The 17560-nt window shown below is 54.3% G+C and carries 14 protein-coding genes and 1 pseudogene; 10 read left to right on the forward strand and 5 right to left on the reverse strand.

The annotated features are described in order from the left end of the window. Positions 1-65: 65 nt before the first annotated feature. Positions 66-956, reverse strand: a complete 891-nt coding sequence (locus ACR0NN_RS21915; protein ID WP_170726449.1) for a LysR family transcriptional regulator — start codon at positions 954-956, stop codon at positions 66-68. An 80-nt stretch (positions 957-1036) separates the two neighbouring features. Between ACR0NN_RS21915 and ACR0NN_RS21920 the strand changes: the two genes are divergently transcribed. The 5 genes from ACR0NN_RS21920 (at position 1037) to ACR0NN_RS21940 (ending at position 5454) form a co-directional block, all read left to right on the forward strand. Then, positions 1037-1792: a TSUP family transporter gene (locus ACR0NN_RS21920; protein WP_170726444.1), complete on the forward strand. Its 756-nt coding sequence runs from the start codon at positions 1037-1039 to the stop codon at positions 1790-1792. Positions 1793-1798: 6 nt separating this feature from the next. Further along, positions 1799-2821: a D-cysteine desulfhydrase family protein gene (locus ACR0NN_RS21925; RefSeq protein ID WP_480685564.1), complete on the forward strand. Its 1023-nt coding sequence runs from the start codon at positions 1799-1801 to the stop codon at positions 2819-2821. Positions 2822-2888: 67 nt separating this feature from the next. Then, complete coding sequence (locus tag ACR0NN_RS21930; protein ID WP_170726433.1) at positions 2889-3851, forward strand: TAXI family TRAP transporter solute-binding subunit; 963 nt, start codon at positions 2889-2891, stop codon at positions 3849-3851. 165 nt (positions 3852-4016) lie between these two features. Continuing rightward, positions 4017-4343, forward strand: a complete 327-nt coding sequence (locus ACR0NN_RS21935) for a hypothetical protein (protein WP_170726430.1) — start codon at positions 4017-4019, stop codon at positions 4341-4343. A 244-nt stretch (positions 4344-4587) separates the two neighbouring features. Beyond that, positions 4588-5454, forward strand: coding sequence for an alpha/beta fold hydrolase (locus ACR0NN_RS21940; RefSeq protein WP_170726428.1), 867 nt, complete (start codon positions 4588-4590; stop codon positions 5452-5454). A 163-nt stretch (positions 5455-5617) separates the two neighbouring features. Here the strand turns inward: ACR0NN_RS21940 and ACR0NN_RS21945 are convergent. Continuing rightward, positions 5618-5884: pseudogene (locus ACR0NN_RS21945) on the reverse strand (tyrosine-type recombinase/integrase); the annotation flags it as partial. 178 nt (positions 5885-6062) lie between these two features. Further along, the gene (locus ACR0NN_RS21950; RefSeq protein ID WP_480685566.1) at positions 6063-6704 is read right to left on the reverse strand and encodes a TetR/AcrR family transcriptional regulator; all 642 of its coding nucleotides are present in this window, start codon (positions 6702-6704) and stop codon (positions 6063-6065) included. A 171-nt stretch (positions 6705-6875) separates the two neighbouring features. On the opposite strand from ACR0NN_RS21950, the gene ACR0NN_RS21955 reads away from it, so the two are divergent. Both ACR0NN_RS21955 and ACR0NN_RS21960 read left to right on the forward strand, forming a co-directional pair. After that, complete coding sequence (locus ACR0NN_RS21955) at positions 6876-7952, forward strand: efflux RND transporter periplasmic adaptor subunit (protein WP_170726423.1); 1077 nt, start codon at positions 6876-6878, stop codon at positions 7950-7952. 12 nt (positions 7953-7964) lie between these two features. Beyond that, a complete protein-coding gene (locus ACR0NN_RS21960; RefSeq protein ID WP_170726421.1) occupies positions 7965-11108 on the forward strand; it encodes an efflux RND transporter permease subunit in 3144 nt (1047 codons plus the stop codon). A 263-nt stretch (positions 11109-11371) separates the two neighbouring features. Here the strand turns inward: ACR0NN_RS21960 and ACR0NN_RS21965 are convergent, their stop codons facing one another. After that, positions 11372-12553, reverse strand: a complete 1182-nt coding sequence (locus ACR0NN_RS21965) for an adenylate/guanylate cyclase domain-containing protein (protein WP_170726414.1) — start codon at positions 12551-12553, stop codon at positions 11372-11374. A gap of 194 nt (positions 12554-12747) precedes the next feature. On the opposite strand from ACR0NN_RS21965, the gene ACR0NN_RS21970 reads away from it, so the two are divergent. Continuing rightward, positions 12748-14280, forward strand: a complete 1533-nt coding sequence (locus ACR0NN_RS21970) for a phospholipase D family protein (RefSeq protein WP_170726410.1) — start codon at positions 12748-12750, stop codon at positions 14278-14280. A 422-nt stretch (positions 14281-14702) separates the two neighbouring features. Here the strand turns inward: ACR0NN_RS21970 and ACR0NN_RS21975 are convergent, their stop codons facing one another. Then, positions 14703-16196, reverse strand: coding sequence for a multicopper oxidase domain-containing protein (locus ACR0NN_RS21975; protein WP_170726409.1), 1494 nt, complete (start codon positions 16194-16196; stop codon positions 14703-14705). A gap of 327 nt (positions 16197-16523) precedes the next feature. Here ACR0NN_RS21975 and ACR0NN_RS21980 point away from each other — a divergent pair, with 327 nt between their 5' ends. Next, positions 16524-16943 carry a LuxR C-terminal-related transcriptional regulator gene (locus ACR0NN_RS21980; RefSeq protein ID WP_170726397.1) on the forward strand — a complete coding sequence of 140 codons (420 nt, stop codon included), beginning with the start codon at positions 16524-16526 and terminating at the stop codon, positions 16941-16943. 418 nt (positions 16944-17361) lie between these two features. Continuing rightward, the coding region (locus ACR0NN_RS21985; protein WP_480685571.1) for a hypothetical protein at positions 17362-17560 on the forward strand (199 nt) is incomplete at its 3' end.

Below are 17560 nucleotides of genomic sequence, written 5' to 3' on the forward strand. Positions count from 1 at the left end.
TCGTATGCAGTATCTTGAAGATCGGTCCAAGGTCCGTATTGGGCCGTATCATACTCGTGAAACAACTAGGACTGACCTTGGTACTCTTCCAGTTCATTCGTAAATCTTTGTAAGCCGGGAATGTCATTTGATGCGGAGAAGGTGATCATTCGGATTGGCCAACTGAGGTTTGATGTCAAAGGCACAGCAGAAACATCATTTGCATTCGAAGTACCTAAAATGTCCTTGTCGACAATTGCACGGCCTGCGCCCTGGGCGACCATGCTTACCAAAGCGGATTGCGTCTGGACTTCGGCTCTGACCTGAAACGAAACCTCACAACTGTCGAACATGATCTCGACTGCACGGCGAAACGGACTATGAGATGTGAGCATGATTTGAGGAGCCTCCGCGAGCTCGGCAGCCGAGACTTTGCGTGCATCGGCCAGCGGATCATCGCGAGGAACAATCACGACAGGTTGCAGGTCGGCCAGACGGGTACAGGCTAGATTTAGGTCGCCGGGGTCAGAGGATACAATTGCGCAATCCACCCGGCCTTCTCGCAACGCAGCCATCCCGGCCCTTTCGTCGAGCACATCGACATCCACCCTTAGGGCGGAGAGTTCGGCCATGAGTTTTCCGGCTGCAACCGCAACGCGGGTATCGGCCACCGCCGGGACCGTTGCCACACGCAAATGTCCTCCTGTGCCAGAGGCGATCTGGATTGCGGCCTCCTGGATACGTTCCAAACCCTGATAGTGTTTTTGAACCGCCTGCTGCAAACTGTGCGCCGCAGAGGTCGGTTCGAACTTGCGTCCTGACCGGTCGAATAGGGGCACACCCATTTCTGCTTCAAGTTCAGCGACGACACGGCTTATCGCGGGCTGAGATATGTGCAGGGCATCTGCCGCCTTTCGTGTGGACCGGTGTCGGTAGGCCACCTGGAAAAGTTCAATCTGTCGGGCAGTAATACGCATATCGTTTGATAACACTGGCGTATCAATAAATACAATAAGATGATTTTTCATAAAGATCGGCGCGCGTTACAGTTCCGTGCATGAACTGCGAAACGATGGATCGAAACGTGCCTGCTGACCTACTGATCTTGCTGCTTGCCATTGTGACAGGCGCTGCGATTCAGGTTGGAGTCGGGATTGGGTTCAGCATCGTCGCAGCGCCTTTGATGATGGTGTTGTTGGGGACGACCTCGGCTGTTCCGGTTTTGCTCATGTTGAACACGCTTGTATCGCTTGTCGCATCAGATAGGCGGGTGTGGTCGAAGAATAGCGAACTGATCCAGAATGCGGTGATTGGCTGCCTCGCGGGCATCGCTCTGGGTCTCTTGATCTACCCCTATCTGTCCGAACGCATGGTGTTGGTTCTGACGGGCGTTCTTTTGCTTGTCGGTATCGCCACCTCGGTGGTGCCGCATGAAAACAGGGTTGGTCCTCGGGGTTTTCAGGCGATGTCGGGCCTGTCCGGCCTTGCCACAGTATGGGCTGCAACCCCAGGTCCTTTGATGATTCTGGGCTTTTTGGCATCGGGCCGGACCGCTCATGAAGCTCGTAAATTGGTACAGCCTGTGGCACTCGTCGCATATGGTTCAGCCTTCGCGTTGCACTGCCTGTCGGACTGGGCGGCCTTTGCCAGCGCTCCATGGCTTTGGCCGTTTGCCGCGGCCACTGTTGCTGGCAGTCTGCTGGGGCATCTGATCGGACCGTTGCTGCCGCAGCAGGCTATTACCCACGCCATTCGGATAATCTCAATCCTCGCATGCGCAGCCCTGTTCCGCCGCGCGTATTTGGTTGGATGACAAGTGATGACTGAACAGATGAATATCGACCTGAAACTGTCCGAGTTTCCTCGCGCGCGTTTGATGACCGAGGTCACACCGGTCGAAAGGCTGGATCGTCTGTCAGACCGCTTGGGTATTGACCTCTGGCTTAAGCGGGACGACCTGACCGGGCTTAGCTTTGGTGGCAACAAGACTCGTCAGTTAGAGTTCTACTTTGGCGAAGCGTTGCAGCAGCGGGCTGATACCGTCCTGATTACTGGAGCGGTACAGTCGAACTTTGTGCGCACAGCCGCCGCTGCCGCGGCCCGTCTGGGGATGAAATCCGTTCTGCAACTTGAAGAGCGGGTGCCGGGCATGGGAGAGCACTATTACCACTCGGGCAATGTTTTGCTGGCCAAAATCCTTGGCGCTGAACACATGTACTTCCCGGTGGGCGAAGATGAAGTCGGCGCGGACAATGCCCTGCATGACAAAGCTGATCAGCTGATTGCCGCCGGCCACAAGCCCTATGTCATCCACCTTGGTATCGAACACCCGCCGTTGGGTGCATTGGGCTATGTGCAGGGTGGCGCCGAGTTGAGCGCGCAAATGAGCGATTTTGATGCCGCAGTCGTGCCTTCGGGCAGCGGCTCAACTCATGGAGGGTTTCTGACAGGGCTGCGGCTGTCGGGATCGCATACACCCGTTTATGGAATCTGTGTGCGTCGCGATCAGGAACAGCAGTACGCACGCATCGAAAAGGTCTTGGGCAAGTTAGCGTCCTTGATGGATTTCGATCCTTCGATCGTCATGAACTGCATCAATGTTTGGGATGGAGCGCTGGCGCCTGGATATGGGCAAGTCGGTGAGGGAACCTGCGATGCCCTGACCCTCATGGCGCGTACCGAAGGCATTTTTTTGGATCCGGTCTACACGGCAAAGACATTTGCCGGGCTTGTGGGACTGCTGGACGAGGGTGTGATCAGCAAGGGCCAAAAGGTCGTCATGCTGCATACCGGAGGGCTTCCAGCCCTGTTTGGATATCAGGATGTGATTGAGTCGATCTGAAACAGCGCGGTGCTCTGACACCGCATTTATCACCAAACGAAATATTAAAAGAGAAAGGGAGTAAACGATGAGAAAGAACCTGATCCTGGCTTCGGCTATAACACTGGCGTTCGGAACTGTGGCGGCGCAGGCAGAAGAGTTTGTCACAATCGGTACTGGTGGTGTGACCGGGGTTTACTATCCCACCGGCGGGTCGATCTGTCGCCTGATGAACAAGAACCGCAAAGAAACCGGCGTGCGTTGCACGGTCGAATCCACCGGTGGTTCGGTTTATAACATCAACACCATCCGCGAAGGTGAGTTGGAATTTGGCGTTGCCCAGTCCGACTGGCAGTTCCACGCGCTTAACGGGACATCCAAATTCGAAGAAGCCGGGCCATTTGAAGACCTGCGCGCCGTGTTTTCCGTCCACGCCGAACCCTTCAACGTGATGGTGCGCGCAGACTCGGGGATCGAGCATTTTGACGATCTTGCGGGCAAGCGGGTCAATATCGGCAATCCCGGTTCTGGCCAGCGTGGCACCATGGAGGTGCTTATGGACGCCAAAGGCTGGACCAAAGACACCTTCGCCCTTGCCGCCGAATTGAAGTCGGCAGAGCAATCCAGTGCCTTGTGCGATAACCAGATCGATGCGTTCATCATCACGGCCGGTCATCCCTCGGGCAATCTGACTGAGGCTGCCACCACATGCGACGCCAAGCTGGTGCCAGTGACCGGCGAGGCGGTAACCGGTTTGATCGACAACAACGCCTATTACCGCTCGGCCACAATACCCGGTGGCATGTATCGCGGCACAGATAGCGATGTCGAAACCTTCGGGGTTGGTGCAACACTCGTCACATCGGCCAACGTATCGGATGAGGCAGTCTATGCATTGGTGTCGTCCATTTTCGAGAACTTTGATGATTTTCGCACCTTCCACCCGGCCTTCGCCAACCTGACCAAAGAGGAGATGGTAACCGCCGGTCTTTCAGCGCCAATCCATCCAGGTGCGCTGAAATACTATCAGGAACAAGGGCTGTTGGAATAGGCGGCAACTATGTTGGCAACTCTGGCCGATCATAGGCCTGAACCTCTGTGACACCAGAGTAGGTGCGGCTGCGATACGTTTGGTGATCGCACCGCACCCAAATCACCACTCACGCCCAAACGTGGCCCACAACCTGTTTATCGAGCAAACACAAGGATCAACATGATGAAATCTCTAATCTCCGCTGCACTGGCCTTGGCGGCATTGGCCGTACACTCGCCGGTCCATGCGGAAAACCTGGAATTCCTGCTGTATAGTGACAGCAGCACCGACCTGATAGAGTTCAACATCTCGCCGGCATCATCTGACAGTTGGGAAGGGAACCTTCTTGAGGGTGGTTACCTCGCCCCTGGATACGAAATTGGCGTGGATATTGCAGACGGGCTGACGACCTGTGTCTATGATATCCGTGGCGTCTTTGACGACGGTTCCGAAGCTGAGGACTATGCACTGAACCTGTGTGATCTCGGTCAGTACACCTTCACCGACTAGGTGTGGATGCAAACATACAGGCGAAAGCTCCGAGCAGTTGGAGCTTTCCATGCGCACTTGATCGGCCTTTCACCGTTCAGGCTACATAGCCCGGCTTGAGCACAAACGATCACCTACTTTTTGCGACGTGAACTAAATCTATGGGGCCCAACATGTAGGAACGGGCTCATGCTTTTGAAGCAAACTTTTTCTCGCAGCCCGCTGAGCTAATGCCACTAATATTAAATGGTTCTAGGAGGATAACTTGACCCAACATATAACTCTGAGAGATGGTAGAACGCTCGCATTCAGCACTTACGGCGACCCGAATGGAACACCTGTGATTTTTAGCCATGGGTTTTCCGACTCTCACGTCATTCGTCAACCCGACGACAATCTCACCGCTTCGCTTGGAGTGCGATGGATTGCAGCAGACCAGCCTGGTGTCGGAGGATCGAGCCCGAAGAAAGATCGAAAAATGGTCGATTGGGGCGCTGATATGGAGGATCTGGCGGACCATCTTGGACTCGATACCTTCAACGTAGCGGGCCATTCCGGCGGCGGCCCCCACGCTTTGGCGGTGGCATTACATATGCCCGAACGGGTGCGCAGGGTTGCGCTCGCTTCTCCTGTGGCGCCATTCGATGAGCCCGGTGTTACTAAAATGCTGGTACTGAAGGACCTGAAGACCATCGCGAAACTGCGCCATCTGACTCTACTGATCCGCTGGGCAGAGCACATGGGCGCAAAAAGTGCTTTGAAAGACATCCCGTCTTATGTGGAGTCTGTCGTTGACCAAATGCCCAACGAGGCCGAAACAATACTCCGCAATCCAGAGCAGCAAGCCTTGTTCGAAGAGAACTTTCGTCTTGGTTACCAACAGTGCGAGGAAGGCGTTTTTGAAATGACGATGGCGCTTTGGGACTGGGGCTTCTTGCCAAAGGAGATCAATCAACCGGTAGAGGTGTTTTTTGGCACTGCCGACGACATTATCTCACCGAAGATGCCACGGCACCTTTGTTCTGAGCTTCCCAACTGTACAGCGCACGAGTGGGCGGGCGCGGGGCATTATGGGTTTGTAGATCGCGAACGGTGGACCGAATTCGTCGGTGCGATTGCTAGTCTGTCTTGACAAGTCAAAGGCGACAATATCTGCAAACCGCTAAGATTGACCAAATCATGCTATCGCACCTGCCGCGAAGCTCCTGAATACGATACGATGTGCAACAGCAGCATGCATGGACCTCAATAATCGTCCGCTTAGGGCCGCCCGTAAGAGCGACCCGTAAGCGTTGTATCTCAATGGCTTCGGCGATGGCCAAGGCATCCTCAAGTTCGACGCCGAGATACCGAACTGTACTATCAATCTTAGTATGGCCAAGAAGAAGCTGAACAGCGCGTAGGTTTCCGGTCTTCTTGTAGATCTGAGTGACCTTGGTTCTTCTCATTGAATGGGTTCCGTAGGCGCTTGCTCCGAGGCCGATCGACGTGACCCAATCCCGGACAATCCGTACATATTGGCGTGTCGAGATGTGCAGGCGTTCATGAAATCGGCCGGGCCAATCCGAAGACGACATTCACGACAAGACCTTGCAATTCTTGATAGCGGACGTTCGCGGCGCTTTCCAATAATGTCTTCTATGTGAAGCAAGGCAATCTTTTAGGCGTAGGCGCGATAGTGGCTTAGATTGCCTACTATCAGCGGTTAGTCGAGTTGGTTTTTTTTTGGCTAGAGAACGCTCAACTCAGCATTCTTTCCGAAACGTCGTCAAGAAGGGTATGAAGATCGAATTCTTCACCTTTCTCCGCAAGCCCTTTGTCATGCAAAATGAAGGACAGCCCGTGCACGAAACTCCACAACAAAAAACCACGGCGGCGAACTTCGTCTGTGATTCCCGGTTCACCGAGACATTTTGCTACTTCAGTCAAAAGAATCCCGAAACTTTGTTGGCCGCCTTCCTCCAGCCGGGGGTCCGCGATGCGGTCCGTGAAGCCGCCAAATTTCAGTCTGAATATCCCGGGCTCATTTAACGCGAAGGCAATATACTCCATCCCTATGGCAGTAATGCGCTCGGGAGATCCTTCAGGAACGCCTTCCAGCGCAGCAAGCATTTTGTCTCGGTGCCGATCCATTCCCTCAAGGACAGTGGCAACCAGCATTTCTGTCTTGTCTTTGAAATGCTTGTAAGGTGCCGCGGTTGATACGCCCGCGCGTCTGCAGGCCTCGGATACGGAGAAACTGTCCGGACCTTTTTCTTCAACTAACTGCCGGGTTGCTTCGATCAATGCAGCGCGGAGATCACCGTGATGATAGGCTTTCTTGCTGACGGAACGGCCAGCCGTTTGTCTGTTTGCCGGATGATTTTTTTCGATGCTGCTCATGATCCAACATGTGCCAGATCACGTATCTCTTGTCAAAGTGAGAACTTCTAACATATGTTAGAGGCACTAACTTGATGAGGTCCCCAAATGCCGAATCCTGCAAATTCATCTACTGAAGCGACCAAACCGAGCCTATTTGCACGTGTGTTACACGGCACTGTGCGCCTGGGAGTGACCGTCAGTTTTATCGCCGTCGCAGCGGCCGCTGTTCACTTTGGCGCATCCGAACTCACGCGTCGAGCGGAGGCGGTGCCCGCACCGGATGCCGCCGCTGTGACCCCGGTATCCGTGACGCCGATCACCTCCGAGAACGCTTACACAGTCGACCGTGTGTTCATCGGGCAGGTCGAACCTCAGCGTTCGGCAGATATCTCTTTCGAACTGAACGGGACGCTGGATCAAATTCTGGTGGATGAGGGTGACGAGGTTGCCAAGGGCCAACTTCTTGCGACACTGGACATCGCACTGCTGGAGGTCGAACGCGACCGCCTTACAGCATCACGTGATGCCATTGCAGCCCAGCTTGCATTTGCAAGAAAAACGGTCGATCGAAACGCAAAACTTATTGAACAAGGCTTTACCAGTCAAGCCCGTTTGGACGAGGCCGTTTCTCAGCAAGATGAATTGTTATCCAGGATTGGCGAGTTGGATGCAGCCTTGCGTGATGTGACCGTTCGGATCGAAAAATCCAGCATCGAGGCCCCATTTGCCGGTCAAATAACAGCGCGACACGTGGACGGTGGAGAAACTCTGCGCTCGGGTGAACTGGTTTTGGGTATGGTCGAGGTCGTGTCGCCGCAGGTTCGTATCGGTATCCCTCTCGATGTTGATCCGGCGCTTCTGACTGATGTTGAGATCGAAATATCAGCTCAAAGCTATCGGGCTGAGCTTGCAACTTTGCGGCCCGATATTGACCCGGTGACCCGAACCCGCACCGCGCTGTTCGATCTAAAGAACGCGCCGGGCATTGCTTTCGGACAAACCGCTCGTGTTCATGTGCTCGATCCTGTCCAAAGTGTGGGAACCTGGGTGCCCACAACATCGCTGAAGGAAGGAACGCGCGGGCAATGGACACTGCTGGTAGCCGACGCGCAAAAGACAGTGCGCCTAGCGACGGTCGAAGTACTGCATGCCGAAAACGACCGCGTCTTTGTGCGTGGCGCGTTTCCGGAAGGCACCGTCCTGATCGATCAGGGGCCGCAGCGGGTCAGCGTTGGTCAGCGCGTCGCCTTCAACACTGGCGAGTAACGGAGCGATCTGATGGAAACCCTTACCTTTCGCCATCCCCGGCTGGTTGCCCTTATCATTTTGGTGCTTGTATCTGCAGGGCTGTCTTCGTTCCTATCGCTGGGGCGACAGGAAGATCCTACTATCACCAACCTCTTCGCAACTGTAACCACGCAGTTTCCTGGCGCAGACCCCGAACGGGTTGAGGCACTGGTTACCGCAGAAATCGAAGAAGAACTGCGAAAGATCGCCGAGGTGGATGAGATCAGTTCTGTCTCCCGCTCGGGCGTGTCGGTCGTTTCTGTTGAATTGCTGGAAACGCTAGACGAAGCCACCATTGAGCAAGTTTGGGCCGAGGCTCGTGACGCCGTGGAAGATGCGCGCCAGAACTTCCCGGCAGGAGTATTGCCACCGGAATTCGATGCCGAGGGTATTTCTGCCTATTCCGCTGTCATTGCGGTTGCGGCCGAGGACCCCGACTTTCCGTTAACTTTGCTGTCTCGTCATGCCGAAGCATTGGGTGACAGATTGCGCGCGATACCTGCGACACGAGCCGTCGACTATTTCGGTCATCCGGAAGAAGAGGTGCTCGTAAGTGTAAATATGGACAAGGCCGCTGCGCTTGGGCTTGGCGCTGCCGAGATTTCCCTGCGGATCGCCGAAGCAGATGGAAAGGTGCAGTCTGGGCGGCTGCAATCCGATGTCGACCTGACCATAGGCGTGAGCGGAGAAATTGACAGTTTGGATCGCATTCGAAGCATCGTCCTGCGTGAAAACGCAGACGGCGCCGTGGTGCAGCTTAGAGATATTGCAAGCGTAGACCGGGGCGCACGCGAACCGCAGTCTTCAATCGCGTTTGCCAACGGAAAGCCCTCCGTTTTGGTCGGGGTTCTTGCGCAGGACGGCGTGCAGATCGACCGCTGGACAGGCTTTCTACGGGATGAGCTTAAGGCCGGCGCAGCAGCGGTACCTTTGGGCATGCAGGAAATACTGCTTTTTGATCAAAGCCAGTACACAACGGATCGTTTGTCAGAGGTTGGGATCAACATGACCATTGGCGTGGCTCTGGTCGTGGCAGTTTTATTTGTCACTTTGGGCGTTCGTGCAGCTGCGATTGTGGCCTTGGTATTGCCGGTTGTGTCATTGGCAACTCTGGCGACGATGAACATGATGGGATTGCCAATTCATCAGATGTCCGTGACAGGCCTGATTGTTGCCCTCGGTCTGCTCGTTGACGCAGCTATCGTGATGACGGATGAAATTCGTCGTCGTCTGCAGGATGGGATGGAGAGACTTTCAGCCGTGCGAGATGCTGTGCGCCGGTTGGCTGCGCCTCTACTGGCGTCGACTGTAACAACAGCGCTCGCCTTCACGCCGATGATCTTGCTGCCGGGACCCGCCGGTGACTTTGTCGGAGCCATCGCTATCGCCGTGGTGCTAATGCTTGTCTGGTCCCTGGTTGTGGCCTTGACGGTGACCCCGGCGATTGCGGGCTGGTTATTGTCCGATCGCCCCGACGCAGGAATGTTGAGCCGCGGTATCAGCATCCCGCCGCTTGCCCGAATGTTCGAGGCCTCAATTCGATTGTCAGTCGCCAATCCGGTGCGATCCATTGCGTTGGCATTGGTCTTGCCCGTGCTCGGCTTTGCGGCCTTTCCAACGCTGACCGCGCAATTCTTCCCCGGAGTCGACCGAAACCAATTCTATATCGAGGTTGACATGCCGGGTGGGACATCAATTGCCACCACCGAAGCAACCGCCCGCCAGATCGATGAAATGCTGCTGGCTGATAACGGTGTCAAAAGTGTCTACTGGACGGTCGGAGAATCCGGCCCGGCATTCTACTACAACATCGTTGGCAACCGTTCACGCGAGCCCGGTTTTGCACAGGCCATGATCACGACCGACACGGCTGACGATGCGGCCCGCCTTGTCGGAGCGTTGCAGAGCCGTCTGGATACCGACTTTCCTGACGCACAGATCATCGTTCGCAGTCTTGTGCAGGGCCCTCCGGTCGCCGCGCCGGTTGAAGTCAAAATTCAAGGGCAGGACATCACGATTTTGCGTAATCTGGGCGACGAGGTCCGTTCAGTTATGGCCAATCTCGATCTGGTGACGCAGGCGCGCGCCAGCGTGAACGGCGGCAACCCCCAAATCCGGTTCGAGATTGATGAGGTCAAAGCCCGTCTGCTGGGGCTGGATGTGGCGGATATAGCGGGTCAGCTGGACGCAGCGCTTGTTGGCATTACCGGTGGATCATTGATCGAAGGGACTGAACAGTTGCCGGTACGAGTTCGTCTAAGTGACGAGGTACGCTCAGATCTAAGCGCCATTGTCAGTATGCCCATCCTGCTGCCCAATGCCGCCGCCATATCCGCCACTAGTGTTTTCCCCGCTGTGCCGTTGTCGGAACTCGCCAGACCGGTGATCGAACCAGCGGAGAGCGTAATAACCAGAACGGATGGCGCGCGCGAAAACACTATTCAAGCGTTTATCGTCCCCGGTGTTTTACCCGAAGAGGCGTTGCAGGACGTACTAGAGGCGCTTGATGCGTCCGGATTTGTGTTGCCGCAAGGCTATTCGATGTCCTTGGGCGGCGACAGTGATGCCCGATCCAACACCGTGGGCAATCTGCTTGCCTCTGTCGGTTTGATTGTCACACTCTCCATCGCGACCATCGTTCTGACCTTTAACTCGTTCCGACTGACGCTCGTGACCTTGGTCGTGTGCGTGTTGTCTGCAGGCCTTTCAATGCTATCGCTGGCAGTTATGCGATTCCCGTTCGGAATAACGGCGATCATCGGAGTTATCGGCTCGATTGGAGTTTCGATCAACGCGGCGATCATAATTCTAACCGGGTTGCAACAAGACGTTGACGCAAGCCAAGGCGACCGAGCGGCCATGGCGCGCGTTGTGACCGGTTCAAGTCGGCACATCATCTCGACCACGATCACAACCTTTGGCGGCTTCCTACCCCTGATCATAGCTGGAGGAGCATTTTGGCCGCCATTCGCCGTGGCCATCGCCGGAGGGGTTCTGTTGTCGACTGTCGTATCCTTTTATTTCACTCCACCCGTGTTCGCGCTGGTGTATCGTGGAAAGTTCGACAAACCGCTTGAGGCAAACAACCAGCATTCCCAGCCTCAAGAAGCTATTGTTGCGCTTGTGGCAGAATGAGGATCAAGACTACTTTTCCTTGCGAGCTGGTATGTTTCAAAGCCGTCGTTGTTCGAAGCAAGGTTCAATTTCTGCTATGGGCCGCACGCTGAACTCTGCAAAGTCTGGTTTCCTGCGCACCGCTGACATTAGTGCGCTGTACGGCATGGGTTGATTTGGGCTCAATATTGCCGTTTTCTGCGGTTTACATGATTGGCGGGTCGCAGCCCAAAAGCAGACCTTCAAAATACGAAGAAAGATTTTACTCCTAACAACAGAGAGAATTACTTTGCCTGATCACAGAGACTGATTACGCGAAAAATCTGCACAGGGTTACCGATGCCTTTGAATTCCCTTTCTCCGAGCTTCTCTGTCTCCACACGCTCTTCGATGTCTAGAAGCGCCCGTTGGTTTAATAGGATCTGTCCGTCGCTGGCAAAATCGCAAAGCCTAGATGCTGTATTAACAGCACCACCGATTGCGGTGTAGTCGGCGCGACCATGAAACCCGATAAGCCCAAGCGTCGCATAACCACTACTGATCCCAATACCCAAACCCATTGCGTGTCCGAGTTTCTGCCAGGGTGCTCGTATTCCTTCGAAAGCTTCGCTTATTGCCTTAGCCAGCCGCACGGCTTGCAAAACGGGCTGATCGCAAGGAACCGGGTCATTGAAGAAGACCATCAATCCATCTCCGGCTCGGTATCCAATTGTCCCCTTGTGTTGGGCAACTAGATGGCCAACCTCATCGTGGAAATGCTGGAGAAGGGTAATGACATCTTCCGGCTCAATCGCCTCGGAAATCGCCGTGAAATTTCGGATGTCGCAGAATAGGCAAGCGATGTATTGACGATGAGTATTAAGAAGCTCGTCAGAGTTTTCCTCGACGACAAGCTCCGCAACCTGAGGAGCGAGGAATTGTTTAAGTCGCCCCAGCCTGTCAATTTCGCCTTCCTGGCGCTTTACTTTCTCGGTCAGTCTTTCGTTCAATGCCTCTATTTCATGTGTCTGGTTGCGAACCGTGTGATTCAAAGCATCGAGTATAAAGTTCTGGTTCAGCAAAGCTGCAATCACCAAAAGCACATAGGCGAGCGCTTCGATGCGTTCATCATAGCCGAAGTACAGTGTGACAATCAGGATGAGGGCAGCAATTCCACCGAGGACGAGTGGAAGCTCCTTGGCATGCCGTTTCCGGTCTCTCCATAAGAAACTAACCGCCAACAATGCAAACACCCACATGAGCACCGCTTGCACATGTGGGTTTAGGGAAAGCGCTTCGTAGCCAACCAAATAGGTCAGCAAAATCCCGGAATAGCACGTGGCCAAAGAAGCCAGAGCAGCCAAGACAGCTCCAATCCCGATTGGCATCGAGATTTTGAACTCCTCTGTTGTCATGCCGATACCATCGGCCAACGCACGCGGCGAAGGACCCTTGATGGAGTTATTTCTGTGTTCGGGATCAGGCATGGTCCGCGTATGCTCTTGGTTTCTGGTAGAGTACGTTTGAATTGAGGTTGCGTCAAAATCACATACCTGCATGGGGCAGTTGAGGGTTTCACCAAATCAACAACGACAAGCGAAACAACCTCATGCTTCACAGAACAAACTTGCAATCACCCGTCTCGGCGTAGTCACCTAGGTTACGGGGATGGAGGAAGCTGATGACGCGATGGAAGTTTGTGGTTTATGTTTTGTGCGCGCTGTCCCTTGTCGCTTGCGCTCCGAAAACTCGCACCTATGAAAAGACTGTATCGGCTTCGTTACCGGCAGACTCGCGCACAACTCTCAGTCGGGTGGCCAACAGGCTTGGCAATCCCAAAGACGGTCGATCAGGCGTCAAGCTGGTAAGTGACGGCGAAGAAGCTCTTGTCTCGCGGTTGTTGCTGGCTGCGGCGGCCGAGAAAACGATAGACGCGCAATACTACCTTCTGCACGACGACCCAACGGGTCACCTATTCGCTGCCAGTCTTTTGCAGGCAGCGGATCGGGGTGTTCGTGTCCGATTGTTGCTGGATGATATGGATACGTCCAGTTATGACGCGATGACGGCCGCGCTGGACGATCACGAAAATATTGAGATCAGATTGTTCAATCCATTTTGGCGAGATCAAAGCCTTCTGATCGCGGGTTTAACAGATTTCAAGCGCATCAATCGCCGAATGCACAACAAATCCATGACTGCCGACAATGTGTTCACGATTGTGGGTGGGAGGAACATCGGCGCCGAGTATTTTCTCGCACGGGAAGAAATGAACTACGCCGATCTGGATGTTCTGGCCGCAGGCCCGGTTGTCCGCGAGGTGTCGCGAAGCTTTGACTCTTACTGGAATAGCGAATTCGCCGTTCCGGCTCGTGTGGTCGTTGGAGAACCTCAGGAATTTGGCGTTGGTGATGCGCGAGTCAGGTTGAACGAACTGGTCGAGGAAGCGAAGCAAACGCAGTATGGCGTGGCTCTCAGAAAGTCAGCACAAGAGAACTTCGCAGACGGAGCCCTGTCACTGGATTGGCTGCCTGCGAAGCTTTATGCTGATCCGCCGTCAAAAGCCGCTGGTCTCGAGAACTCAGGTCCCGTTCTGGCATCTCAATTGCTTCCGTACTTTGAGAATGCCAGCAGTGAGGTGAACATCGTCTCCGCATATTTCGTGCCGCGCAACAAAGGTGTGAAATGGCTGACCGAACTAGAAAGCCGCGGCGTCGACGTAAAGGTTGTGACCAATTCACTTGCGTCTAACGACGTTGCACCCGTCTATGCGCACTACGCCAAGAAACGCCGTGCACTTCTACGCGGTGGAATAGAACTCTATGAACTGCGACCGGACGCCTATCAGGTCCAGCGCCGGGGTATTAACTGGGCTCAGTCTAGATCAGGGCTGCATTCCAAAGCATTTGCAGTTGATGACCGATACTTGTTCGTAGGGTCGTTCAACTGGGATCCCCGATCTGTCAACATCAACACCGAGATGGGAATTCTGATTGACTCGCCAACATTGGCTAAACAGACCATGGGTGCCTTGGACGACGCGCTACCCGCATACACATATAACGTGACACTCGAAAAAGCTGGTCAGCTTAAATGGACGACAAGAGGCGATGATGGCAACGTTATCGCGTATCAATCAGAACCGACAGGATCAACTTGGGATCACATAGTTGCTGGATTTCTAAGTATTTTACCAATTGGTTCGCAGCTATAGGTATTTTGGCAGATGGCTGACGCTAACAGAGAAATCCGGCCTTTTTGCGAAAGCCCTGGGTCGAAAACGCCTGTTGATCGTTTCCAGCCTGTCATTTGGTTTGTCCAATAGCTAGAAATTTGCAAAGTCGGCTTTCTGCACATTGCTGTAATTAGGGCATCGCGCAGCATCGGTCAAAGTGGGCTCATTTCAGACATCGGATGCTGCACAGTATCTGATCCGTGGAAAGTAATCTGCACATTCTAAGCCGGCCGAAAGCTGTCAATTGCCCAAGCTGATGTTCGCTGCAGTTTCCGATCGAACCGGCCATTCGCTGCGCCTGCAAAACCCGAGACTGGGAGATATAGACTCTGAGGGATTTTTCTATTGCTCGGTTCTTGTTGGATCAAAGCCCGCCCCGCCGCATGCAGAGACTAGAATAGCTAAGTGACGGTAAACTGTCCCATCATCCCGCGGTCCTCGTGTTCCAGGATGTGGCAATGATACATGTAGGGAAACAATTCGGATGCTTGGTGGTCAAACTTAACCACTATCTCGGACCAGTCATCTTCGTCCAATACAACCACATCTTTCCAGCCCCGCTGATCCTCAGGAGCAGTTTCCCCCTCCATCTGTTCAACCAAAAACGAACACCCGTGAACGTGAAACGGATGGGCGCCTTGGTCGGAGCGGATGCGCCAACGTTCCCAAACGCCGAGATTTACGCGCTCATTGATGACACTCATGTCCATCGCCGCGCCGTTGATCGCCATATCCATCAGCGCGTGCCCACCATGCGCACCTTGGTCGCCATGGCCGCCAGAATGCTCCATAGTCAGGCTAAAGTCGCGTGTGCGGACAATCTCGTCTTCCCGGGGCCGAGTGATGGCTACCAGCTTCTCGGGAAGCGGTGTATTGTTTGCTGGCAGGCTGGCTTCGACACGCAGGGTTAGGGCGGAAGACAACAACGCGTTCGGCGAAAACAGAGAAAGATCAATCGAATCCTCTCCATCGCCTTCCTCATCAATGAGGTCTTCAAACAACATTAGCATATCGACAGTGTTGCCATCTGACAGATCTACGATGATCTCACAGCGCTCTCCAGGCGACATTTCCATTGAGGTCAGCGGCACCGGAGATGCCAGAAACCCTCCGTCAGAGGCAATCTTGTGAAACGTCCGACCGTCGGCAAAAGTGACCACGAAAAAGCGTGCACTTGCACCATTCAGCAGCCGCAACCGGACCTTGCCTGTTGGAACATTCGCCACCGGCATGATGGCGCCATTTACCACAAGGGTATCCCCATACCAGCCGTCTTCTTCGGCATCCTCCAGCGAATAGACAAGCCTACCCGCTGAATCAAAGGTCCGATCCTGGATGATGACCGGCAGATCGTCGATACCGTACCGGTTGGGCAGGTCCATCGCATCCGCTTCATCATCATCGATAATCATTAGACCTGCGAGCCCATGATAGGTCTGATAGCCCGTCCTGCCATGGGTATGAGAATGGTACCAGCAGGTGGCAGCCGGCTGCACAATTGACAACTTAGGTTGCCAAAGCTCTCCAGGGGCGATCTCCAGCTGTGGCCCGCCATCGACATCTCCGGGGACGTGCAGGCCGTGCCCATGAATGGAAACCCCCTCGCCAAGCGAATTCTGATAGCTGAGATTTAGCTCTGTCCGGCGCCGTGTCCGAATGGTCGGACCAAGATAATCCTGATTGATGCCCAGCGTGGGTGTCCGAATGCCGGGCTTGAAGGACCAGATGCCGCTGCGGATTTGAAGATCGAGTGGCTCTCCATTTGTGCCTTCAAGAAGCGTCGGAATAGGAAGAGGAGGACGCGAGGCGAGCGACCAAGCGCGCCGCGAGGTCAGAGCGGAAAACAAAGCGCAACCGCCTGCAAGAAACTGCCGACGCGAGATAGCAAACGCCATTTCGATCCTCCTGTGTCGTGGGATGCCTTGTGAGCCACAGAGCCGCATCCATCCGGTGTTGGTGACGTTCCAGGAAGATGAGTGCGGGTTATCTGTCAGTCGATTGGGCATATGCCGGATCAGCGGCACAGCGGCTAGGGCAATAGGTCGATTTCGGACATCGGACATTTGCCCTATAACTGAGTTTTCGGAGCAATAAGAAACAATGGCATGACAGGTTCATCAACGCAGTTTCCCTATCAGCGGGCCGTATTCGGCGCATTCGTTCTGTTCGTTTTTTCCGCGAGCGCGATTGAGATCATGATGGAATTTGTCTCAGGCGAGGCAATGGAAGAGATGGCAGACGACCTGGTCCGGTTCGTTTTGAGCGCTTTTGTCCTGGCGATCTTTGTTTTCCAACACTATGCGCAGAGACGGGAACTGGCCGACTTACGCCAAGATTTGAGCAGAGCACGTGGCCAACTTGCAAAGACTGATCCGCAGTCGGCGAAGATTGGAAGCCAGTATCGTCAGGTGATGCAGAAGCAGTTTGACGCTTGGGATCTGTCAGCGAGTGAGCAAGACGTCGTCATCGGGATGTTGAAAGGCCTATCCTTCCGCGAGATCGCGGAGATACGGGGCACGAGGGAAAAGACCGTGCGACAACAAGCTTCAAGCGTCTATCGCAAGGCAGGGGTTGGCAGCAGAAACGAACTCTCCGCGTGGTTTTTCGAAGATATGCTAGAACCGCTGCCGGAAACCGACTAGCGGAGGCTACCGCATGGTGACGTCACCTCAGGTGATATCTATTTGACGCCGAGCTTTGAGCCGTTCAATCTGTGGTCTGGTAGAAGTGGATCCGGCCCCGGAGTTTGTTGCTTTAGTTCGACGCTTGCCAATGCTGCGGTTGAAATCATATAACCGTCGTTTGCTGCGCCCGCGCGAATTGAAGATAGCCCATTTCGGACATTGACCGCCACTCGAAGCACTGCAACGCAGAACTTTCAAAATCATAGTTAATCCCGTTGCATGTTATTTCCGCTCGCAAAGGCACTACCGTCTGTCAATGGATCGCGGACACATGTCTTTTCCGTTGCGCACCCCTAACCAGCGCAGCAAGGCGGTAAAACCCGTGCACCATCTTGGTGTAGGGTGTTAGCAGAATGAATGTCAGAACCTATCCAAGTTGGATGGCAAGCAGCGCCAGCATTGGGACAGTCGCGCCAAACGCATAGATCGCAAGGCCGCTGAAGTCCACAAATCCAAGAAGCAGGATGAAACCGATGTCGCCCCCCAAGCCGAAATGACAGTTCTGGCCATCGTTTCAGGAGCCGACCTGGGCTTTGTCATCACGCACCATCTGACACGGATCGTGTTGGTGATCA

The organism is Ruegeria sp. BA2 (assembly GCF_056539605.1).